The sequence below is a fragment of the Kitasatospora sp. MAA19 genome, assembly GCF_029894125.1.
Lineage (GTDB): Bacteria > Actinomycetota > Actinomycetes > Streptomycetales > Streptomycetaceae > Kitasatospora.
Genome location: NZ_JARXYZ010000023.1, coordinates 83,467 through 100,061 on the forward strand (window position 1 = coordinate 83,467; position 16,595 = coordinate 100,061).

Annotated in this window: 12 protein-coding genes; 9 read left to right on the top strand and 3 right to left on the bottom strand. The window is 74.6% G+C overall.

The window, feature by feature from the left end; translation table 11 throughout:
• The first annotated feature begins 52 nt into the window (after positions 1-52).
• Complete coding sequence (locus P3T27_RS28625; protein WP_280683599.1) at positions 53-1,045, top strand: ABC transporter ATP-binding protein; 993 nt, start codon at positions 53-55, stop codon at positions 1,043-1,045.
• Complete coding sequence (locus P3T27_RS28630) at positions 1,042-1,875, top strand: ABC transporter permease subunit (protein ID WP_280683601.1); 834 nt, start codon at positions 1,042-1,044, stop codon at positions 1,873-1,875. Before P3T27_RS28625 ends, P3T27_RS28630 begins: the two co-directional genes overlap by 4 nt.
• A gap of 34 nt (positions 1,876-1,909) precedes the next feature.
• On the opposite strand, the gene P3T27_RS28635 is transcribed toward P3T27_RS28630, so the two are convergent.
• Positions 1,910-2,824 (bottom strand): LysR family transcriptional regulator, encoded by a 915-nt coding sequence (locus tag P3T27_RS28635; RefSeq protein ID WP_280683603.1) that lies wholly within the window; start codon positions 2,822-2,824, stop codon positions 1,910-1,912.
• Positions 2,825-2,998: 174 nt separating this feature from the next.
• Here P3T27_RS28635 and P3T27_RS28640 point away from each other — a divergent pair, with 174 nt between their 5' ends.
• Entirely contained in the window at positions 2,999-3,670 is a 672-nt protein-coding gene (locus P3T27_RS28640) for a type 1 glutamine amidotransferase domain-containing protein (RefSeq protein ID WP_280683605.1), read from the top strand.
• A 143-nt stretch (positions 3,671-3,813) separates the two neighbouring features.
• Entirely contained in the window at positions 3,814-5,388 is a 1,575-nt protein-coding gene (locus P3T27_RS28645) for an adenosine deaminase (RefSeq protein WP_280683607.1), read from the top strand.
• 73 nt (positions 5,389-5,461) lie between these two features.
• On the opposite strand, the gene P3T27_RS28650 is transcribed toward P3T27_RS28645, so the two are convergent.
• Positions 5,462-6,967 carry a carboxylesterase family protein gene (locus P3T27_RS28650; RefSeq protein ID WP_280683609.1) on the bottom strand — a complete coding sequence of 502 codons (1,506 nt, stop codon included), beginning with the start codon at positions 6,965-6,967 and terminating at the stop codon, positions 5,462-5,464.
• An 86-nt stretch (positions 6,968-7,053) separates the two neighbouring features.
• Here P3T27_RS28650 and P3T27_RS28655 point away from each other — a divergent pair, with 86 nt between their 5' ends.
• Entirely contained in the window at positions 7,054-7,653 is a 600-nt protein-coding gene (locus tag P3T27_RS28655) for a TetR family transcriptional regulator C-terminal domain-containing protein (RefSeq protein ID WP_280683611.1), read from the top strand.
• 316 nt (positions 7,654-7,969) lie between these two features.
• Here P3T27_RS28655 and P3T27_RS28660 read toward each other — a convergent pair whose 3' ends face one another.
• On the bottom strand, positions 7,970-9,322 hold the full coding sequence (locus P3T27_RS28660; RefSeq protein ID WP_280683617.1) for a hydrolytic protein: 1,353 nt from the start codon (positions 9,320-9,322) through the stop codon (positions 7,970-7,972).
• A gap of 219 nt (positions 9,323-9,541) precedes the next feature.
• Between P3T27_RS28660 and P3T27_RS28665 the strand changes: the two genes are divergently transcribed.
• The 4 genes from P3T27_RS28665 to P3T27_RS28680 all read left to right on the top strand — a co-directional run bounded on the left by P3T27_RS28665 (position 9,542) and on the right by P3T27_RS28680 (position 16,469).
• Positions 9,542-10,267, top strand: coding sequence for a LuxR C-terminal-related transcriptional regulator (locus P3T27_RS28665; RefSeq protein WP_280683620.1), 726 nt, complete (start codon positions 9,542-9,544; stop codon positions 10,265-10,267).
• Between the two features lie 141 nt (positions 10,268-10,408).
• Positions 10,409-13,657, top strand: a complete 3,249-nt coding sequence (locus tag P3T27_RS28670; RefSeq protein WP_280683622.1) for a hypothetical protein — start codon at positions 10,409-10,411, stop codon at positions 13,655-13,657.
• Positions 13,654-14,364 (top strand): DUF4255 domain-containing protein, encoded by a 711-nt coding sequence (locus P3T27_RS28675; RefSeq protein WP_280683624.1) that lies wholly within the window; start codon positions 13,654-13,656, stop codon positions 14,362-14,364. The genes P3T27_RS28670 and P3T27_RS28675 overlap by 4 nt, the downstream gene beginning before the upstream one ends.
• Positions 14,361-16,469, top strand: coding sequence for an ATP-binding protein (locus P3T27_RS28680; RefSeq protein ID WP_280683626.1), 2,109 nt, complete (start codon positions 14,361-14,363; stop codon positions 16,467-16,469). Before P3T27_RS28675 ends, P3T27_RS28680 begins: the two co-directional genes overlap by 4 nt.
• Positions 16,470-16,595 lie beyond the last annotated feature (126 nt).

Below are 16,595 nucleotides of genomic sequence, written 5' to 3' on the forward strand. Positions count from 1 at the left end.
ACCCGGCCGTACGCGCTTTGATGTGCGTCGCACCCGTGACAGGAGGTGGGCGATGCCGACGAACGGGACCGCGACCGGCGGGCGGCCGGTGATCGAACTGCGGTCGCTCACCAAACGCTACGGCGCCACGGTCGGCATCGACCGGCTGGACGTCACCGTCACCGCCGGAGAGGTGTTCGGCCTGCTGGGCCCGAACGGCGCCGGCAAGACCACCACGTTGCGCTGCCTGGTCGGGTTGCTCAGCCCCACTGCCGGGCAGGTGCGGGTCCTCGGCCTGGACCCGGTGGCCGACCACCGCAGCCTCGCCCCGTCGATCGGCTACCTGCCCGGCGAACTGCGCCTCTACCCCGAGCTCACCGGGCAGCAGACCCTCGACCTGCTCGCCGCGCTCCAGGGCGCCCCGGTGCCGGGCCAGCGCGACCTCTGCGAGCGGCTGAAGCTCTCCCGGGCCGATCTGGCGCGGCCGGTGGGGGAGTACTCGCGCGGTATGAAGCAGAAGCTCGGGCTCGTCCAGTCGCTCCAGCACCGGCCCGCCGTCGTGGTGCTGGACGAGCCGACCGAGGGGCTGGACCCGCTGGTCCAGGAGACCTTCTTCGAGCTGCTCGCCGAGGAGACCGCGGCCGGGCGGACCGTCCTGCTCTCCAGCCACGTGCTGCCCGAGGTGCAGCGGACCTGCGGCCGGGTCGCGATCGTCCGCCGGGGCCGCCTGGTGACCGTCCGCTCGGTGGCCGAACTGCGCCAGGCCCGGGCCCGCAGGGTCCGGCTGGCCTTCGCCGACGGGCGGGGCGCCCGGCCACTGGGGCGGGCCGAGCGGTGGTCGCCGCGCTGGGAGGACGACCGGGTCGAACTGCTGGTGCCGCCGGACGACGTGGTCGCGGCCGTCCGCACGCTGCTGGCCGAGCTGCCGGTGGCGGACCTCACCGTCGAGGAGGCGGGGTTGGACGAGGCCTTCCTCGACCTCTACCGCGCGACCGACGGCACCGAAGCCGCCGACGGCGCTGACGCGACCGAAGCCGCCGACGCCGGATCGGAGGAGCGCCCGTGAGCGCCGGGACCGTCAGCCGCCACCTCCCACTGGTCTGGCTCGCCCTGCACCGGCGGCGCCGGATGCTGATCAGCCTGCTGCTCGGAATGATCGTCTTCGAGACCCTGATCGTGGTGATCGCCGGCACCATCCCGCCCACCGACCTGTTCGGCGCCCGCAGCAGCCCGCCGGGCGCGTTCAAGGCCTTCAGCGGCTCCAACGGCGACGTCTCGATCGCCAGCTACCCCGGGCTGCTCGGCGCCGGACTCACCCACCCGTTCTGGATCGCGCTGCAGCTGACCGTGATCGGCTCGCTCGGCGCCGCCGCCGTCGCGGCCGACGTCGAGTCCGGCACCATCGAACTGCTGATGACCCGCCCGGTCTCCCGGCGACGCCTGCTCGCCGAACGAGCCGGCGCCCTGGTCGCCGCCACGGTTCTGCTCAACGCCGCCGCCACGCTCACCGTCGCGCTCGGGGTGGCGCTCTCGCCCGAGCTGCACGCGGCCGTGCCGGAGGGCGGGGTGTTCGCCGCCGGGCTGCTGGGCTGCGCCCTCGCGTTCTGCCTCACCGGGCCGGTGCTCGCGGTGTCCGCGCTCACCCGGCGGCGGGCGTACGTGATCGGTGCCGCCGTCGCCTTCGGTGCGGTCGGCTTCGCCCTCAACTTCGTCGCCCTGGCCTGGTCCCCGGCCCGGTCGCTGCGCTACCTCAGCCCGTTCCACTACTACACGCCGGGCGACGTGCTGGCCCACGGCGGCGTCCCGTGGCTGTCGCTGGGCGTGCTCACCGGTGTCGGCCTGCTCGGCCTGCTGGCGGCCTTCCGGCTGCTGGAACGGCGGGACCTGGCGATCTGACGGCTGGCGATCTGACGGCTGTCGCGCCAGGCGTTCAGCAGCCGCACCTGCGCGCGGCGTCGAGCAGGCGCTCGCGGACCAGGGCGACGTGCGGGTTGGCGGAGCCGGCCGGGCGCCGGACCAGGTAGGCGGTGTTGATCGGCGGGTCGGCCGGCTGGTGCAGCAACCGCAGGGCCCCGGAGGCGAGTTCGGACCGGCACAGGTAGCCGGGCAGCACGCTCCAGCCGGCGCCCGCCGTCACCGCGGCGAGCACCGCCCGCAGGTCCGGCACGGTGACGGCCGCCCGGGCGTGCAGGCGCCGGTCGAAGACGTGCCGCCAGTAGCGGCGGGCGATCGGCAGATCCTCGGCGTAGCTGAGCAGCGGCACTTCGGCGAGGGCGGCCGGCAGTTCCCGGCCGGCCAGCCGTTCGGCCCACACCGGGGCCGCGACCAGGACGAACTCCTCGTCGGCCAGCGGTTCGGCGAGCAGCGTGCGGCCGCGCGGGCGCCGAGTGGCGACCACCAGGTCATGCCGCCCGGTTCGCAGTTCGTCCAGCAGCGGGTCGGTGAGCCCGGTGGTGACCCGCAGTTGGACGCCCTCGGCGACCAGCGGGGCCAGCGCGCCGAGCAGCACGGTGCCGAGGAATTCCGCCGGCCCGGCGAGGTGCACCGGCTCCGGCGCGGCGCCGTCGGGTCCGGCGGCGACGCCCGCCAGCTGGTCCAGCGGGGCCGACAGCCGGGCCGCCAGGTCGTCGGCGTACGGCAGCGGGCTGACCCCGCGCGCCCGGCGCTCGAACAGCTCCCGGCCGAGCCGTTGCTCCAGTGCCCGGACCTGCGCGGTCACCGTCGACTGGGACAGGCCCAGCTGGTGTGCGGCCGCGGTGAGCGAACCCGCGCGGTGCACCGCGAGGAAGGTCCGCAGCTGGTTGAGGTCCAGCGGGCCGGAGCCAGGCGTCACCCGATCGGTCATGGTCGCGAGCGTACGGGATTCCGATGGCTCGGCGGCCCGTCGGAGACATCGGAATTTCGATGCCAGGCATCGTCGTGTCCATTGGTCCCCCGTGGGGCGGCCGGTCTAGGTTCGGCGGCGTGATCGCTGCGGCGGGAGAGCCGTGGCGGGGACCGCAACCCTGGAGGCAGCACCATGGCCGACATCCTGTTCGTCCTGACCGGCGCGAAGGTCTGGACGCTCAACGACGGCACCGAACACCCGACCGGCTTCTGGGCCGAGGAGGCCCTCGTCCCGTACCAGGCGCTCACCGCCGCCGGTCACCGGATCACCGTCGCCACCCCGGGCGGCGTCGTCCCGGTGGCCGACCGGGCCAGCCTGACCGACCCGGCGACGGCTGCGGCCCTGGAGGCCGTCGAGGAGTTCCGCCGACCGGTGAAGCTGGCGGAGGTCGACCCGGCGGACTACGCCGCCGTGTTCTACCCCGGCGGCCACGGCCCGATGGAGGACCTGGCGGTCGACGCCGACTCCGGTCGGCTGCTCACCCGGGTGCTGGCCTCCGGCCGGCCGCTCGGCGTGGTCTGCCACGGCCCGGCGGCGCTGCTGGCGGCCCGCGGCGAGGACGGAAGCTCGCCGTTCGCCGGGTACCGGATGACCGCCTTCACCAACGCCGAGGAGGTCCAGGGCGGTCTGGCGGACCGGGCGAAGTGGCTGCTCCAGGACCGCCTGGTGGACCTCGGTGCGGACTTCCAGGAGGGCGAGCCCTGGGCGCCGCACGTGGTCGTCGACCGCAACCTGGTGACCGGTCAGAACCCGGCCTCCTCGGCCCTGGTGGCCGCCGAGCTGCAGAAGCTGCTGGCGCGGTAGCACCGGACCGCCCGGACGTACGAGCGGTGGTTCGGACGGACGCGTCGTACCGGCCATGCCACTGATCACCCGTCCGGGTGGTGTCAGCGGGACAAGGGCCCGGGAGGGCGGCGGGGACCGGGGGCGGACGTGAGCATACGGTCATGATCACGCTACGCCGAACCACCATCGCCGCGGTCGCCGCCTGCGCGGCGCTGCTGGCACCCCTGGTCCCCGCCGCCGCCCAGGCCGCACCGGTGCCCGTCGCCCAGGCCTTCCGCGGCGGCGCCGAGCAGCGGGTCGCCGCCTACCTGGACGGCATCCGCGACAACCCCGACGAGCTGCGCCGCTTCCTCCACGACCTGCCCAAGGGCGGCGACCTGCACAACCACCTGTCCGGTGCGGTCTCCACCGAACTGCTGATCCGACTCGCCGCCGAGGACGGCCTCTGTATCGACACCGCGACCCTCACCGCGCAGGTCGCGCCCTGCTCGGCCACCGCCCGCCCGGCCGCCGACGCCGTGTCCGACCCCGACTTCCGGCAGCAGGTGATCCGCGCCTGGTCGATGCAGGACTTCGTGCCCGGCGCCGAGTCGGGCCACGACCACTTCTTCGCCACCTTCGGCAAGTTCGGCGAGGCCAGCTGGCGCCACCCGGGCCGGATGCTGGCCGAGGTCACCGACACCATGGCCGAGCAGCACCAGAGCTACCTGGAGACGATGCTCACCCCGGCCTCGGCCGGCGCCGCCGCGCTCGCCGCCAAGGTCGGCTTCGACCCCGACTTCGCCAAGCTGCGCGACAAGCTGCTCGCCGACGGCGGCATCGACCAACTCGTCACCCAGGCCGGCTCGGACGCCGACCAGATGCTCGCCGAGTACCGTGCCTCCGCCGACTGCGACGGGGACCGCCCGGCGCCCGGCTGCGCCGTCACCGTCCGGATCATCTCCCAGGCCTCCCGCGCCTCCACTCCCGCCCGGGTGTTCACCCAACTGCTGCTCGGCATGGAACTCGCCAGCCGGGACGACCGGTTCGTCGCCGTCAACCTCGTCCAGCCCGAGGACTACCCGGCCTCGCTGGAGAACTACGACCTCCAGATGCGGATGCTGGACTTCCTGCACCCGCTCTACCCCAAGGCCCACATCACCCTGCACGCGGGCGAGTTGGTGCCCGGACTGGTCAAGCCCGAGGACCTGCGCTTCCACATCCGCGAGGCCGTGGTGACCGGCCACGCCGAGCGGATCGGCCACGGCGTCGACGTCGTCCACGAGGACGACTCCGCCGGGTTGCTGGACACCCTGGCCGAGCGGCACGTCCTGATCGAGGTGCCGCTGACCAGCAACGAGCAGATCCTCCAGGTCGCCGGGCCGGACCACCCCTTCCCGCTCTACCGCCGCCACGGCGTCCCGACCGCCCTGGCCACCGACGACCCGGGCGTCTCGCGCGGCGACATCACCGAGGAGTACCAGAAGGCCGCCACCCGCTACCGGTTGGGCTACCGCGACCTGAAGGACCTGGCCCGGACGTCGCTGGAATACGCCTTCCTGCCCGGCCGCAGCCTCTGGCAGGACCGCGACCACTTCCGCCCCGCCCCCGAGTGCGCGGCCGACACCCTCGGCAGTGCCCACCCCAGCGCGGGCTGCGAGGCGCTCCTGGCGGCCAGCCCCAAAGCGGAGCAGGAGTGGCAGCAGGAGTGCGGCTTCGGTGAGTTCGAGGCGGCGGTGCTGCGCCGCAGCGCCTGAGGGTGACGGCGCCGCCGCCTTCCGGAGGGTTCGACCGGCCTCGGACGGCGGCGGCGCGGCTCCCGGTCCGGCTTCAGTGGAGGTCGAAGGCGGCGGGGTGGTGTCCGGCCCAGATCCGGCGGGCGTCCTGCTCGGGGTAGCGGATCGTCCGGGGGTGGGCGTCCAGGACGCGGGTGAGTTGCCCTTCGGTCTGGAAGGCGGGCCAGCCGGGGTCACCGGTGGTGGCGAAGGCGACCCAGGCCCGGTGGAGCTCGGCGGACACCGCGCGGGCCTCCGGGGAGGGGGTGTCGCCGAGCAGTTGACGGCCGATCGGGCTGTCCAGGGTGCCGAAGGCCAGCGGGACGTCGAGGCTGTGGCAGGCGCCCAGGGCCCCGCCGAGTGCGGGGGAGGGCAGGGCCAGCTCGAACAGGTACGAGGTGCCGCCGGCGGCGGTGTTGGCCTCGGCGAGCTGGAGCGAGGGCATCCGGAACAGCGCGTCGGAGCGGACGGCCTCCAGCAGTTCGTCCGGGGAGGCCTGCGGGTACGCGGCGAGGTAGGCGTCGGGGCCGTCCGGTTGCGGGGCGAAGAGGTCGAGCGCGGTGGCGGCGTCCTGTTCGGTGAAGGTGCCCAGCAGGCCGGTCATGACGGTGAACAGCCGGAACTCGTCCCGGGTGTGACCGACGAGCAGGTCGATGCCGGCGGCCCGGCCGGAGGCCAGGGCGGGCCAGGGCGCCTCGGGCAGGACCTCGCCGTCGACGACCGGGCAGACCGCGGCGCCGGACTGGGCGAAGGCCCCCCAGCGCCCGCCGTGTCCGGGCAGGTCGGCGCTGAGTGCGGTGAGCGTTTCGGCGAGGTGCCAGGGGGCGACGGTCGACAGGGCGGCGGCCGTGGGCGCGGTGCCGAGCCGGCCTGCCAGCGCGGCGGTGACCTCGGCGGCCAGCGCGGGGGTGCAGTGGCTGCCCGGCACCGAGTGGGTGACGGCACGTCGGAACAGGCCGCGCACCGGCTCCATGGTGAGCAGGGCGGCGATCGACCCGGCTCCGGCGGACTGGCCGGCCACCGTGACCTGGTCGGGGTCGCCGCCGAACGCGGCGATGTTGCGCCGGATCCAGTGCAGCGCGGCGATCTGGTCGAGCAGCGCGCGGTTGGCCGGGACGCCGTCGAGGAGGGCGAAACCCTCGACGCCGGCCCGGTAGTTGAGGCTGACCACGACGAGCCCGGCGGAGGCCAGGGCCGTCGCGTCGTACATGGGGTCGTCCGAGGCCGCCGCGATGTAGCCGCCGCCGGGGATCCAGACCAGGACGGGCAGCCCCGCCGAGCCCGGGTCGGGGGTGTGGACGTTGAGCGTCAGCCAGTCGGTGCCCTCGGTGGGGGCGGCGGCCACCGGGCCGGACTGCGGCGGTGTCGGGCCGAACTCCGCCGCCTCGCGGACGCCGTGCCAGGGCTCGACCGGCGCGGGGGCGGCGAAGCGAAGCGCGCCCACCGGGGGCCGGGCGTACGGGATGCCGCGGAAGACGGCGTGTCCGCCGTGGCGGCGGCCGCGCAACAGGCCCTCGGCGGCGCGTACGGTCGGGTATTCGGGCAGGTCGTGCTCAGGCATGGTGCTCCTCGGTCCGACTGCCCCCAGGGTTATCGGTCAGCTGTATTATGTCAACTGTATGGAAAAGATTCGGGGAGTGGCCGACGATGCCGAAGCAGGTGGACCACCAGGAGCGCCGCGAGACGATCGCCCGTGCGCTGTGGCGGGTGGTGGAGCGGCGCGGCGCCACGCACCTGACCATGCGTGAGGTCGCCCAGGAGGCGGGCATCTCGCTCGGTCAGCTCCAGCACTACTTCACCTCACGGGCGGCCATGCTCGCCTTCGCGATGGACCTCGCCGGCGAGCAGACGGCCCGGCGGGTCGGCCGGGGCCTGGCGGAGCTCGGCGAGCGGCCGCACCCGCGTGACGTGCTGCGGGTGACGCTGGTCGAGATGCTGCCGCTGCACGCCGACGCGCGGGCGACCAGCCGGATGGGCGCCGCCTACGTCCTGGAGGCGCTGCACGACGAGGACGTCCTCGCGCGGGCGCGGGGCGGCCTGCTGCAGGGGCGGGCGATGGTCGAGCAGGTGGTCCGGCAGGCGATCGCCGACGGGCTGATCGCCCCCGACCGCGACGCGGTCGTGGAGACCGACCTGCTGCTCGCGCTCACCGGGTTCACCACCCTGCTCGAACTGCGCGTGATCGAGCCGGTGGCCGTGCTGGCGGCCGTCGACCGGCACCTGGACGGCCTGTTCGCCCGTTTCTGACCGACCGCCCGGTCGGCGATCCGGCCTCCCCGTCGTGTGGTTGACGAGGTGTCAAGCATGGGCGAAAGGGCAGGTTTCACTGTACGAACGGGACGTGCCGCCTGCCCGTTCGGGCGAAAGTCCGGCCCTGGCGGGCCCGATGGGGCCCGCCAGGCTTCCGGGCGAGTGTCACTCGCGTCACTCTCTGTCCCATCGAGGTCGGGTTGGTGTTAGAAACGAGTTCTAAACCCGCCGGTAGGCTTCTGAAAGCGGCCGATGAGACCACCTCTATTGGCAGGTGCATGGTGTGAACGAGACGTGGGGGAGACGTGCGGCTTCAGCGCTTGATATCGCTCAACTGCCCACTGACGTTCAGCAATTCGTGGCACTGGGAGGACTGCTTCCCCGAGGCGGGCGTGCCCGGCTGCTGGCAGATCACGCTCGCCGTCACGGTCTGGTCCTCGGGGACCTCGATGGGAGTCACCCAGTGGTAGTCCTGGTTCCGGAAGGTTTCCAAGGCGATCGTCGTGATCGTCTGCTCACCGAACTTGATGGTCAACAGCCCCTGGTCGCCCTGGAAGTTGGCGGCCACGATGTCGGTGATCCGGAAGACCTTGCCGTGCTCCACCTTGTAGGCGCCCACCGCGGAGCCGCCGCTGTTGGTGGTCACGTCGACCGTGGTGGAGAACTGCTGCTCCGTCCCCGGGACCGCCCGACCGGAGCCGCCGCCCGAACCGCCGCCGGAGCCGCCGCCCGTCGTACCGCCCTGCTGGCCCTGACCGCTCGGAGTCGCCCCGGCAGCCGGAGCCGACGGGGTCGGGACGGGGACGGGCGCCGGGGTGAACGAGGCGGCCTTCTGCTCGACGGCCTGGTTCGCGGCCTGCTTCGCCGAGCTGCGCACCGCCGGCCGGACCAGCGTGAGCCAGGCCAGGATCAGCGCGATCAGCGCCGCGAGCAGCGCGAGCAGCCACGTGGGCAGCAGCGCGTGCTGGACGAACTCGCCGTCCAGCACGTTCCGGCGGTCGGCCGGCTGTGCGCCGGCCGGCTGCGGGCCGCTCGGCTGCGGGCCGTCCGGCTCGGCGGCGTCGCCCTCATGGTCGACGGTGACCTCGAAGGGCCAGGTGGCCGGCTTGCCGAACCAGATCAACTTGCGCGCGCGGACCTTCAGTCGGGTCTCGGCGGACTCGCCCGGTTCGAGGCGCAGCTTCTCCGGGGCGAATCCGAAGCGCAGTTCCTCGCCGGGCTGGGCCGGGGAGAAGGTCACGACGGTGGCCGTGTTCCCCAGGTTGCGCACCGACGTCCGGTAGCGGGCGCGCAGCCAGCCCCGACGGCGCCGGGGGGCGAGCGCGGTGCGCAGCTCCCGGAACGGCGTCACCGTGACGGTGGTCTCGGGCACGGTCACCAGCTCGGGGCGCTCGGCGGGCAACACCCGGATGCCGAGCGGGAACTCACCGGCCCGCACCTCGTGGGAACGGGGCGGCGCCAGCCGTATCGTCACCGTCTCGGACGTCCCCGGATAGAGCGAGAGACGGGCCGGCTCGACCGTCGTCCACGGGGCGCACTCCCCGACCACTTCCAGCGAGTACGCCTCAACGATGTCGGTCTCATTGCGAACCGTCAAGGTCATCGAGGCTGCGTCGCCGGGCGACACCGTCAGCGCGGGAAGGCCGAGTTCGGGAGATGCGGTCATGCCGTGACGGTAGGGCCGGAGGACACCCCGAGGAGAGAGCCCCGCGGGCAAGCCGCGGGCACACGCCTTGCCCGCAGGAACAACCGGGCCCTGCCCGGTGCCACAGCCCCGCTCCCCGCCGGCGCCCCCCGCCAACGCCCGCGGCCGGCTCCACGACACGGCGCCCGGCTGCCCTCACCACGCGTCCAGTGACGCCCACGAAGCAGAACGGAACAGTTGATGACGATGATCGAGACCACCACCCACGAGGCCGCCGGGGCGACCAGGTCCGTCCAGGCCCGACCGCGTGGATCGGCCGAGCCCGCCGCGGTGCGCGTCAAGCCGGGCCGGGTCGCGGTGGCGGTGTACGCGGAGGACATCATCCTCCACACGGGCGTCGTCCAGCAGCTGAGGCAGCGGCCGGAGGTGGAGCTGCTGGCCGAGGGCGACGTCGCGCGGGCACAGGTGTCCCTGATGGTGGTCGACGGGCTGAACGACGCCGTGACCGACCGGCTGCGCCGACTCCGCCTCAACACGCAGAGCCGGACCGGGCTGGTGGTGGGCCACTTCGAGGCCGGCGGGCTGCAGACCATCATCGAGTGCGGCGTCGGCGCCGTGCTGCGCCGCTCGGACGCCGACCAGGACCGGCTCGTCCACCTCATCACCGCCCTGGCCAACGGTGAGGGCGTCATGCCCGGGGACCTCCTCGGCAAGCTGCTCGACCGGGTCGGGAGCCTCCAGCGCACCATGCTCGACCCGCGCGGCCTGACCCTGTCGACCCTGACCGCCCGGGAGGCGGAGATGCTCCGGCTGGTCGCCGACGGCCTCGACACCAGCGAGATAGCGGCCCAGACCTCGTACTCCGAACGCACCGTCAAGAACGTGCTGCACGAGATCACCACGCGGCTGGGACTGCGCAACCGCGCCCACGCCGTCGGGTACGCGATGCGCCACGGCCTGATCTGAGGCCGGGCCGGATCGTCGCCGCCGGATTGCCCTCAGGGGCACCGGTCGCTACCCCCGGCTCGGGTGCCCGGGGCCTGTCCCCGCGTTCCCGGGCCGGGGAGACTGCCGGATGTACCGCCTTCTCGGTCTGTGAGGTTGAGCGTGATCGGCGCCACCGGCACCCCCCGCCCCGTCCGGCGCTCGGCGCGAGCCGCCGCCGCGCTGCTGCTGTCCCTGGCCGTGGCCGTGGTGACGCTGGGCACCGCGAACTCCGACGGGAAGGGAAGAGGGCCCGCCCCGGTGGCCGCCGGGGCCGCGGCGGAGAGCGGGCGGATCGTCTATGCGGGTACGGGCCACCGCAGCCTGGCGCGGGTCACCGGCACGGCGTCCAGCACGCCGCTGTTCGGGCCGGGGCCCGTCCACTTCGACACCGAACCCTCGGCCCGCGGTGAGCAGTTGGTGTTCACCAGCCTGCGGGACGAGACGCTGCCCCAGGTCTACCTGCGCGAGCAGTCCGGCGCGGTGCGCCGGCTCACCACGGGCATGGACACCGCGGAGCCGACGCTGACCCCGGACGGCCGCGCCGTCGTGTTCGACGCGGTGGAGCCCGGCGGACGCGACGGGCAGACCCAGCGCGACCTCTGGGTGGTCAACACCGACGGCACCGGGCTGCGCAGACTGACCGACACCGCGGACTCCGAGGCGCACCCGACGGTCTCACCCGACGGCAAGTGGGTCGCGTACACCTGCAACGTCGACCGGGAGCACACCCAGATCTACGTCATGCCCCTGGCCGGCGGTGCGGCGCAGCGGATCACCGCGGTCACCGCCGGCAACGCCATCGAACCGGCGTGGAACCCGGTGGACGCGCCCGACCTCCGTGACCAGATCGTCTACACCTGGGACCAGGGCGGCCAGACCGGACCGCAGCTGCGGGTCATGACGCCCACCGGCGCCAACGACCGGGCGTTCTTCCCCGGCGTCGGCGCCGACTGGCGGACCAGGTCCGCCGGCTGGCTGCCCGACGGCAGCGGGGTGCTCTTCCTCAGCCCCAACCGGCTCAACGGCAACCCGACGGCGCACGAGAGCGTGTACCGCGCCAAGACCTGCTTCTGCGGCGGGGCCGAACTGGTGCTGAGCGAGGAGCGCGCCGTCCGCACCCCGGTCTGGCTCGGCCCGCAGAACGGCGGCGGGCCCGTCGTGGACCGCAACAGCGCCGAGACGCCCGACGTGGCCGACCTGTCGGACATCCGCCCCGACGGAGTGGACCCGCGCGACCTGGGCGTCAGCGTGCTCCGGGAGGACCCGGCCGCCGACACCAACACCGACCCCGCGACCGACCCGCTGTTCAACCCCCGCCCCGGCTACGACCCGTGGTTCGAACGGCAGACCTACACGCCGGACGGCCGGGGGATCGTGGTGACCCGCTTCGAGGACTCGCCCGCCGGCCGGATCGAACGGATCTGGCAGACCGGCGTCGACGGCTCCAACCCGCGCCCGATGAACCTCGCCGGGCGCGGGCCGAAGGACTGGGACACCGACCCGGCGCTCTCGCCCGACGGCCGGCTGGTGGCCTTCACCAGGACCTCGCCCGGCGGCATCGGCGCGGCCTCCGGCCCCGGGCGGGTGCTGATCGCGAACGTGTCGACCGGCGCGATCGTCGGCACCGTCGAGCCGACCAGCGACCAGCCGGCCGCGTCGGTGGCCCAACCCTCCTGGTCCCCGGACGGCAAACTGATCGCCTACACCAAGACCGAGGTCATCAACGGCAGCGGCGCCAACAAGCACGTGTGGACCGTGCCCGCCGACGCCCTCGACCGGCCGACCGACCTCAGCCGGACGGCCTGCCCGGGTGCCTGCGAGGTCATCGACGACAGCCCCGCGTTCTCGCCGGACGGCCGGCGCGTCGCCTTCAACCGCAAGACCGGCAACGGCGGGCCCAACGAGCGGAACGGCGTCCTCGTCGCCTCGGCGACCGGCGACGGCTGCACGGTGGCCCTGCCCGCCGGGCCCGGCCAGGACCGCAACGCCTGCCGCCGCCCGCTGCCGGACACCCCCGACGCCGGACCGTTCCAGCCCCGCGACGTCGCCTGGACGGCGGACGGCGCGCAGCTGGTGCTGACCTCGCGCCGGGCCCTGCCGGCGAACTCGCCCGAGGCGCTGTCGAGCCTCGACCTCGCGACCGGCCGGCTCACCTCCATCAACTCCCGGCTGCCGGGGCGGCAGAAGGAGCCGAGCGTCCAGCAGTCCGTCGACCTGGCGCTGAGCGCGCCGGCCAGCACGCCCCCGGTCCCGGCCGGCGGCAGCACCACCGTGGACATCACCGTCACCAACCGGGGCCCGGCGCCCTCGCCCGGCACCGTGTTCACGGCCTCGGTGCCGGCGGGCGCCCGGCTCGGCGGGCTGAAGGCCTCGGCCGGCACCTGCGACGCCGTGGCGCTGCGCTGCGAGCTCGGCACGCTGGCCCCGGGCGCGGTCGTCCGGGTGACCGCCACCGTGGTCGCCACCCAGAGCGGGGACCAGCGGTTCGGCTGGTGGGTCACCGGAGCGGTGGTCGACCCGCGGCCCGAGGACAACGCGGGGCAGACGGTCGTACCCGTCCAGGCCGCGTCGCCGTCCCCGTCACAGTCTCCGTCGGCCTCGCCGTCGCCCTCCCCGTCCGCGTCACCCTCTCCGTCGCCGTCCGCCCCGCCCGCCTCGTCACCGCCCGCCCCGCCGCCACCGGCGCCCGCCCCGGCCCCCGCACCGCCGGCGCCTCCCGCGCCCAAGGCCGGACCGGCCGTGACGGTCGGCGCCCAGCCGAATCCCGGCTACGTCGGCGGCCGGGTGACCGTCACCTACGCCGTGCGCAACGACGGCCAGGCCCTCGCCACCGGACTGCGGCTGTCGCTCGGCCTGCCCGCCGGGGTCCCGACCGGACCGCTGCCACCCGGCTGCACCGGCGGCGTCTGTGACGTGGCCGACCTGCTCCCGGGCGCCAGCGCCGTCGTCCAGGTGGTGCTGGCACCCGAGGCCACCCTGGACACCACCATCACCTCCGTCCTGACCACCACCGGCACCGATGCCAACCCGGGCGACCACGTCGCGCGGACCCCGCTGCGCATCCTGCAGCCCCGCATCGTCGCGGTGCCGCCGATCGGCAAGCCCGGCTTCGTGACCTCCGTCCGCGGCGTGGACTTCCCGCCCGGCGTGCCGGTGACCCTCACCTGGACGCCCGGCATCACCGCCGCCGCGGCGCCCACCCACCCGGCCGCCAACGGCACCTTCGCCGCCCAGCTGCTCATCCTCCCCAAGGACGAGACGGGTCCGCGGACCATCACCGCGAGCGGCCCCGGATTCTCCCCGGTGACCACCCCCTTCCTGGTGGTGACCGGCAGCATCGGCCCGCCGGGGGAGGTGCAGCGCCGGTGATCCACGAAGTCGACGAGGGGCTGCGGCTCCTGCTCGCCGAGAGCGGCCTGCAGGAGCGCGGGGTCGAGCTGGTCTTCGACTCGCCCACCCGGGACTGGGCCGCCCGGCGCAACGCGCCGACGGTCAGCGTCTTCCTGTACGGCATCCGCGAGGACGTGGCCCGCCGGCAGAGCGGCGCCGCCGAACAGCACGACGCGGACGGCGTGGTGGTGGCCTGGCGCACCGCACCCCGCTGGTTCGAGCTGGCCTACCTGGTGACGGCGTGGACCAACCGGCCGCAGGACGAGCACCGGCTGCTGTCCGAGGTGCTCCGCTGCCTGACGGCGACGGACGCGCTCCCCGCCCGGCTGCTCACCGGCACGCTCGCCGAACTCGGGCTCACCGTCGGGCTGGAGACCGCCGGGCGCAGTGAGGGCATGCCGTCGGTGTCCGACGTGTGGTCGGCCCTCGGGGGCGAGCTGAAGCCCTCGATCGACCTCAGGGTGCTCGCCCCGCTGTCCGGCGAGCGCGCCCCGGCCGGGCCCCCGGTCACCGAGGGGCTCGTGCTGCGCACCGTCGACACGGCCGACCAGGCCGACCCGTCCGACGACCCGGGCCGCCGCCTGCGCTACGACGGCGCCACGGACCCCGGCGCGGACGGCTTCGCGGCGCCCCGGGAACGCCCGTTGCCGCCCGGCCGCCGACGGCGCGGCGGAGCGGTGCGATGACCCTCGACCTTGAGCCGACGGCCACCAGCGCGCCGGCCGTCGACGTCGCCGACCTGTGGGAGCGGCTGCGCCGCGTCGAACAGCGGATCCGCGCCGCCGTCCGCGAGCGCAGGGCCGACGACCCGGACCCGGACGACCCGTACCGGGGCCAGTACCTCACCCCGGAGGCGGTCGAGCGGATCCTGGCGGCGCCCGCCGCGGTGGGTCGGGCCGACGCCGATCCCGGTGAGCTGGTGCCGCCGCCGCCCGGGTCGAGGCTCGAACGGCTCGTCGACGGCTTCGGGCTGCTGCCGGTCGACCTCGAACTCCTGCTGGTGGCGCTCGCCCCCGACCTCGACACCCGCTTCGAACGGCTCTACGGCTACCTCAACGACGACCTGACCCTGCGCCGGCCCACCATCGGGCTCGCGCTCGACCTGTGCGGCCTGCCCGGGGCGGGCGCCGGCCGGTTCCGCTTCTCCGCCCAGGCCCCGCTGATCGCCGGCGGGCTGCTGGAGGTCACCGAGCCGGAGCGCCCGCTGCTCTCCCGGGGCCTGCGCCTGCCCGACCGGGTGACGGCCCATCTGCTCGGGGCGGACGAGCTCGACGGCGCGCTGAGCGGGCTGGTCCGCATCGGCCGGGCCGGCGCCGGCGTCCCGCCGGAGGCCGCCCGCCGTCTGCGCGCCGCCGTGGCGAACGGCGGCGCACTGGTGCACCTGCTGGACCGGGGCGGCAGCGCCGGACGGCTCGCGGTCGACGCCCTCGCGGGCATCGGCCGCCAGGCCCTGGTCGTCGACGTCGCCGCGCTCGCCGCCCGGCCCCCGGACGCCGCGGTGCGCGCGCTCGCCCGGGAGACACGGCTGACCGGCAGCGGAGTGGTGCTCGGCCCCCTGGAGCGGCTCGAACCCGAACGCCCGGAGCAGGCCCGGCTGTTGCGCGAACTCTGCACGGAGCTCGCCGGGGTGCCGCTGCTCGTGCACGGTACCCGTGCCTGGGATCCGGTCTGGGCGCGGGAGAGCCCGGTGGTGCTGGTCGCCCCGCCGCTGGACCCGGGACAGCGCGCCGAACGCTGGGCGCACGCGCTGCGGACGGCGACGGGCGGGCCGGACGAGGGCGCGCCGGACGAGGGTGCGCTGAGCCACGACCTGGCCGAGGCGGTCGCCCCGTACCAGCTCGACGAGGACCAGGTGACCAGGGCCGCCGGTGTGGCGACCAGGACGGCCGCGGCCGAGCACCGCCCGGTGACCGCCGACGACCTGCGGGCCGCCGTCCGGGCGCAGAACGGTGCGGGGCTCGCCCGCCTGGCCCGCCGGATCGAGCCCGCCGTCGGGTGGGACGACCTGGTGCTGCCCGAGCCCACCGCGCGCCAACTGCACGAACTGGTGCTGAGAGCCCGGCATCGCGACCAGGTGCTCGGCCAGTGGCGGATGCGGCCGGGCGGAGGGCGCGGACGCGGGGTGATCGCGCTGTTCGCCGGGGAGTCGGGCACCGGAAAGACCATGTCGGCCGAGGTGGTCGCCGCGGAACTCGGCATGGAGCTGTACGTCGTGGACCTGTCCACCGTCGTGGACAAGTACATCGGCGAGACGGAGAAGAACCTGGAACGGATCTTCACCGAGGCCTCGCAGGTGAACGGCGTCCTGCTGTTCGACGAGGCCGACGCGATCTTCGGCAAGCGGTCGCAGGTCAAGGACGCCCACGACCGGCACGCCAACGTGGAGTCGGCGTACCTGCTGCAGCGCATGGAGTCCTTCGACGGGATCGCGGTGCTGACGACCAATCTGCGCGCCAACCTCGACGAGGCCTTCACCCGGCGGCTGGACGTCATCGCGGAGTTCCCCGTGCCGGACGAGGAGCAGCGGCATGCCCTGTGGGACCGCTGCCTGGGCCCGCGGATCCCCCGCGACGAGGACCTCGACCTGGCCTTCTGCGCGCGGCACTTCGAACTCGCCGGCGGCTCCATCCGGGCGTGCGCGGTGACGGCGGCGTACCTGGCGGCCGAGACGGGCCGGCCGCTGGGCATGGCGCAGCTGGTGTCCGCGATCAAGCAGGAGTACCGCAAGCTCGGCCGCCTGGTCCTGGAGAGCGAGTTCGGGCCGTGGTCGAGCGCCGCCGGGCGGGTCTGACCATGCGCGTCGCAGGCCCGGCCCGAACGGTCGGACACGCTCGGTGGAACGCGGGCCGGGGCTGACGCCGAGGACCGGTCGTTCCCTGCGGAGTGCCCGTCGGGGCAGCGAGCCTGCCCCTGGTCA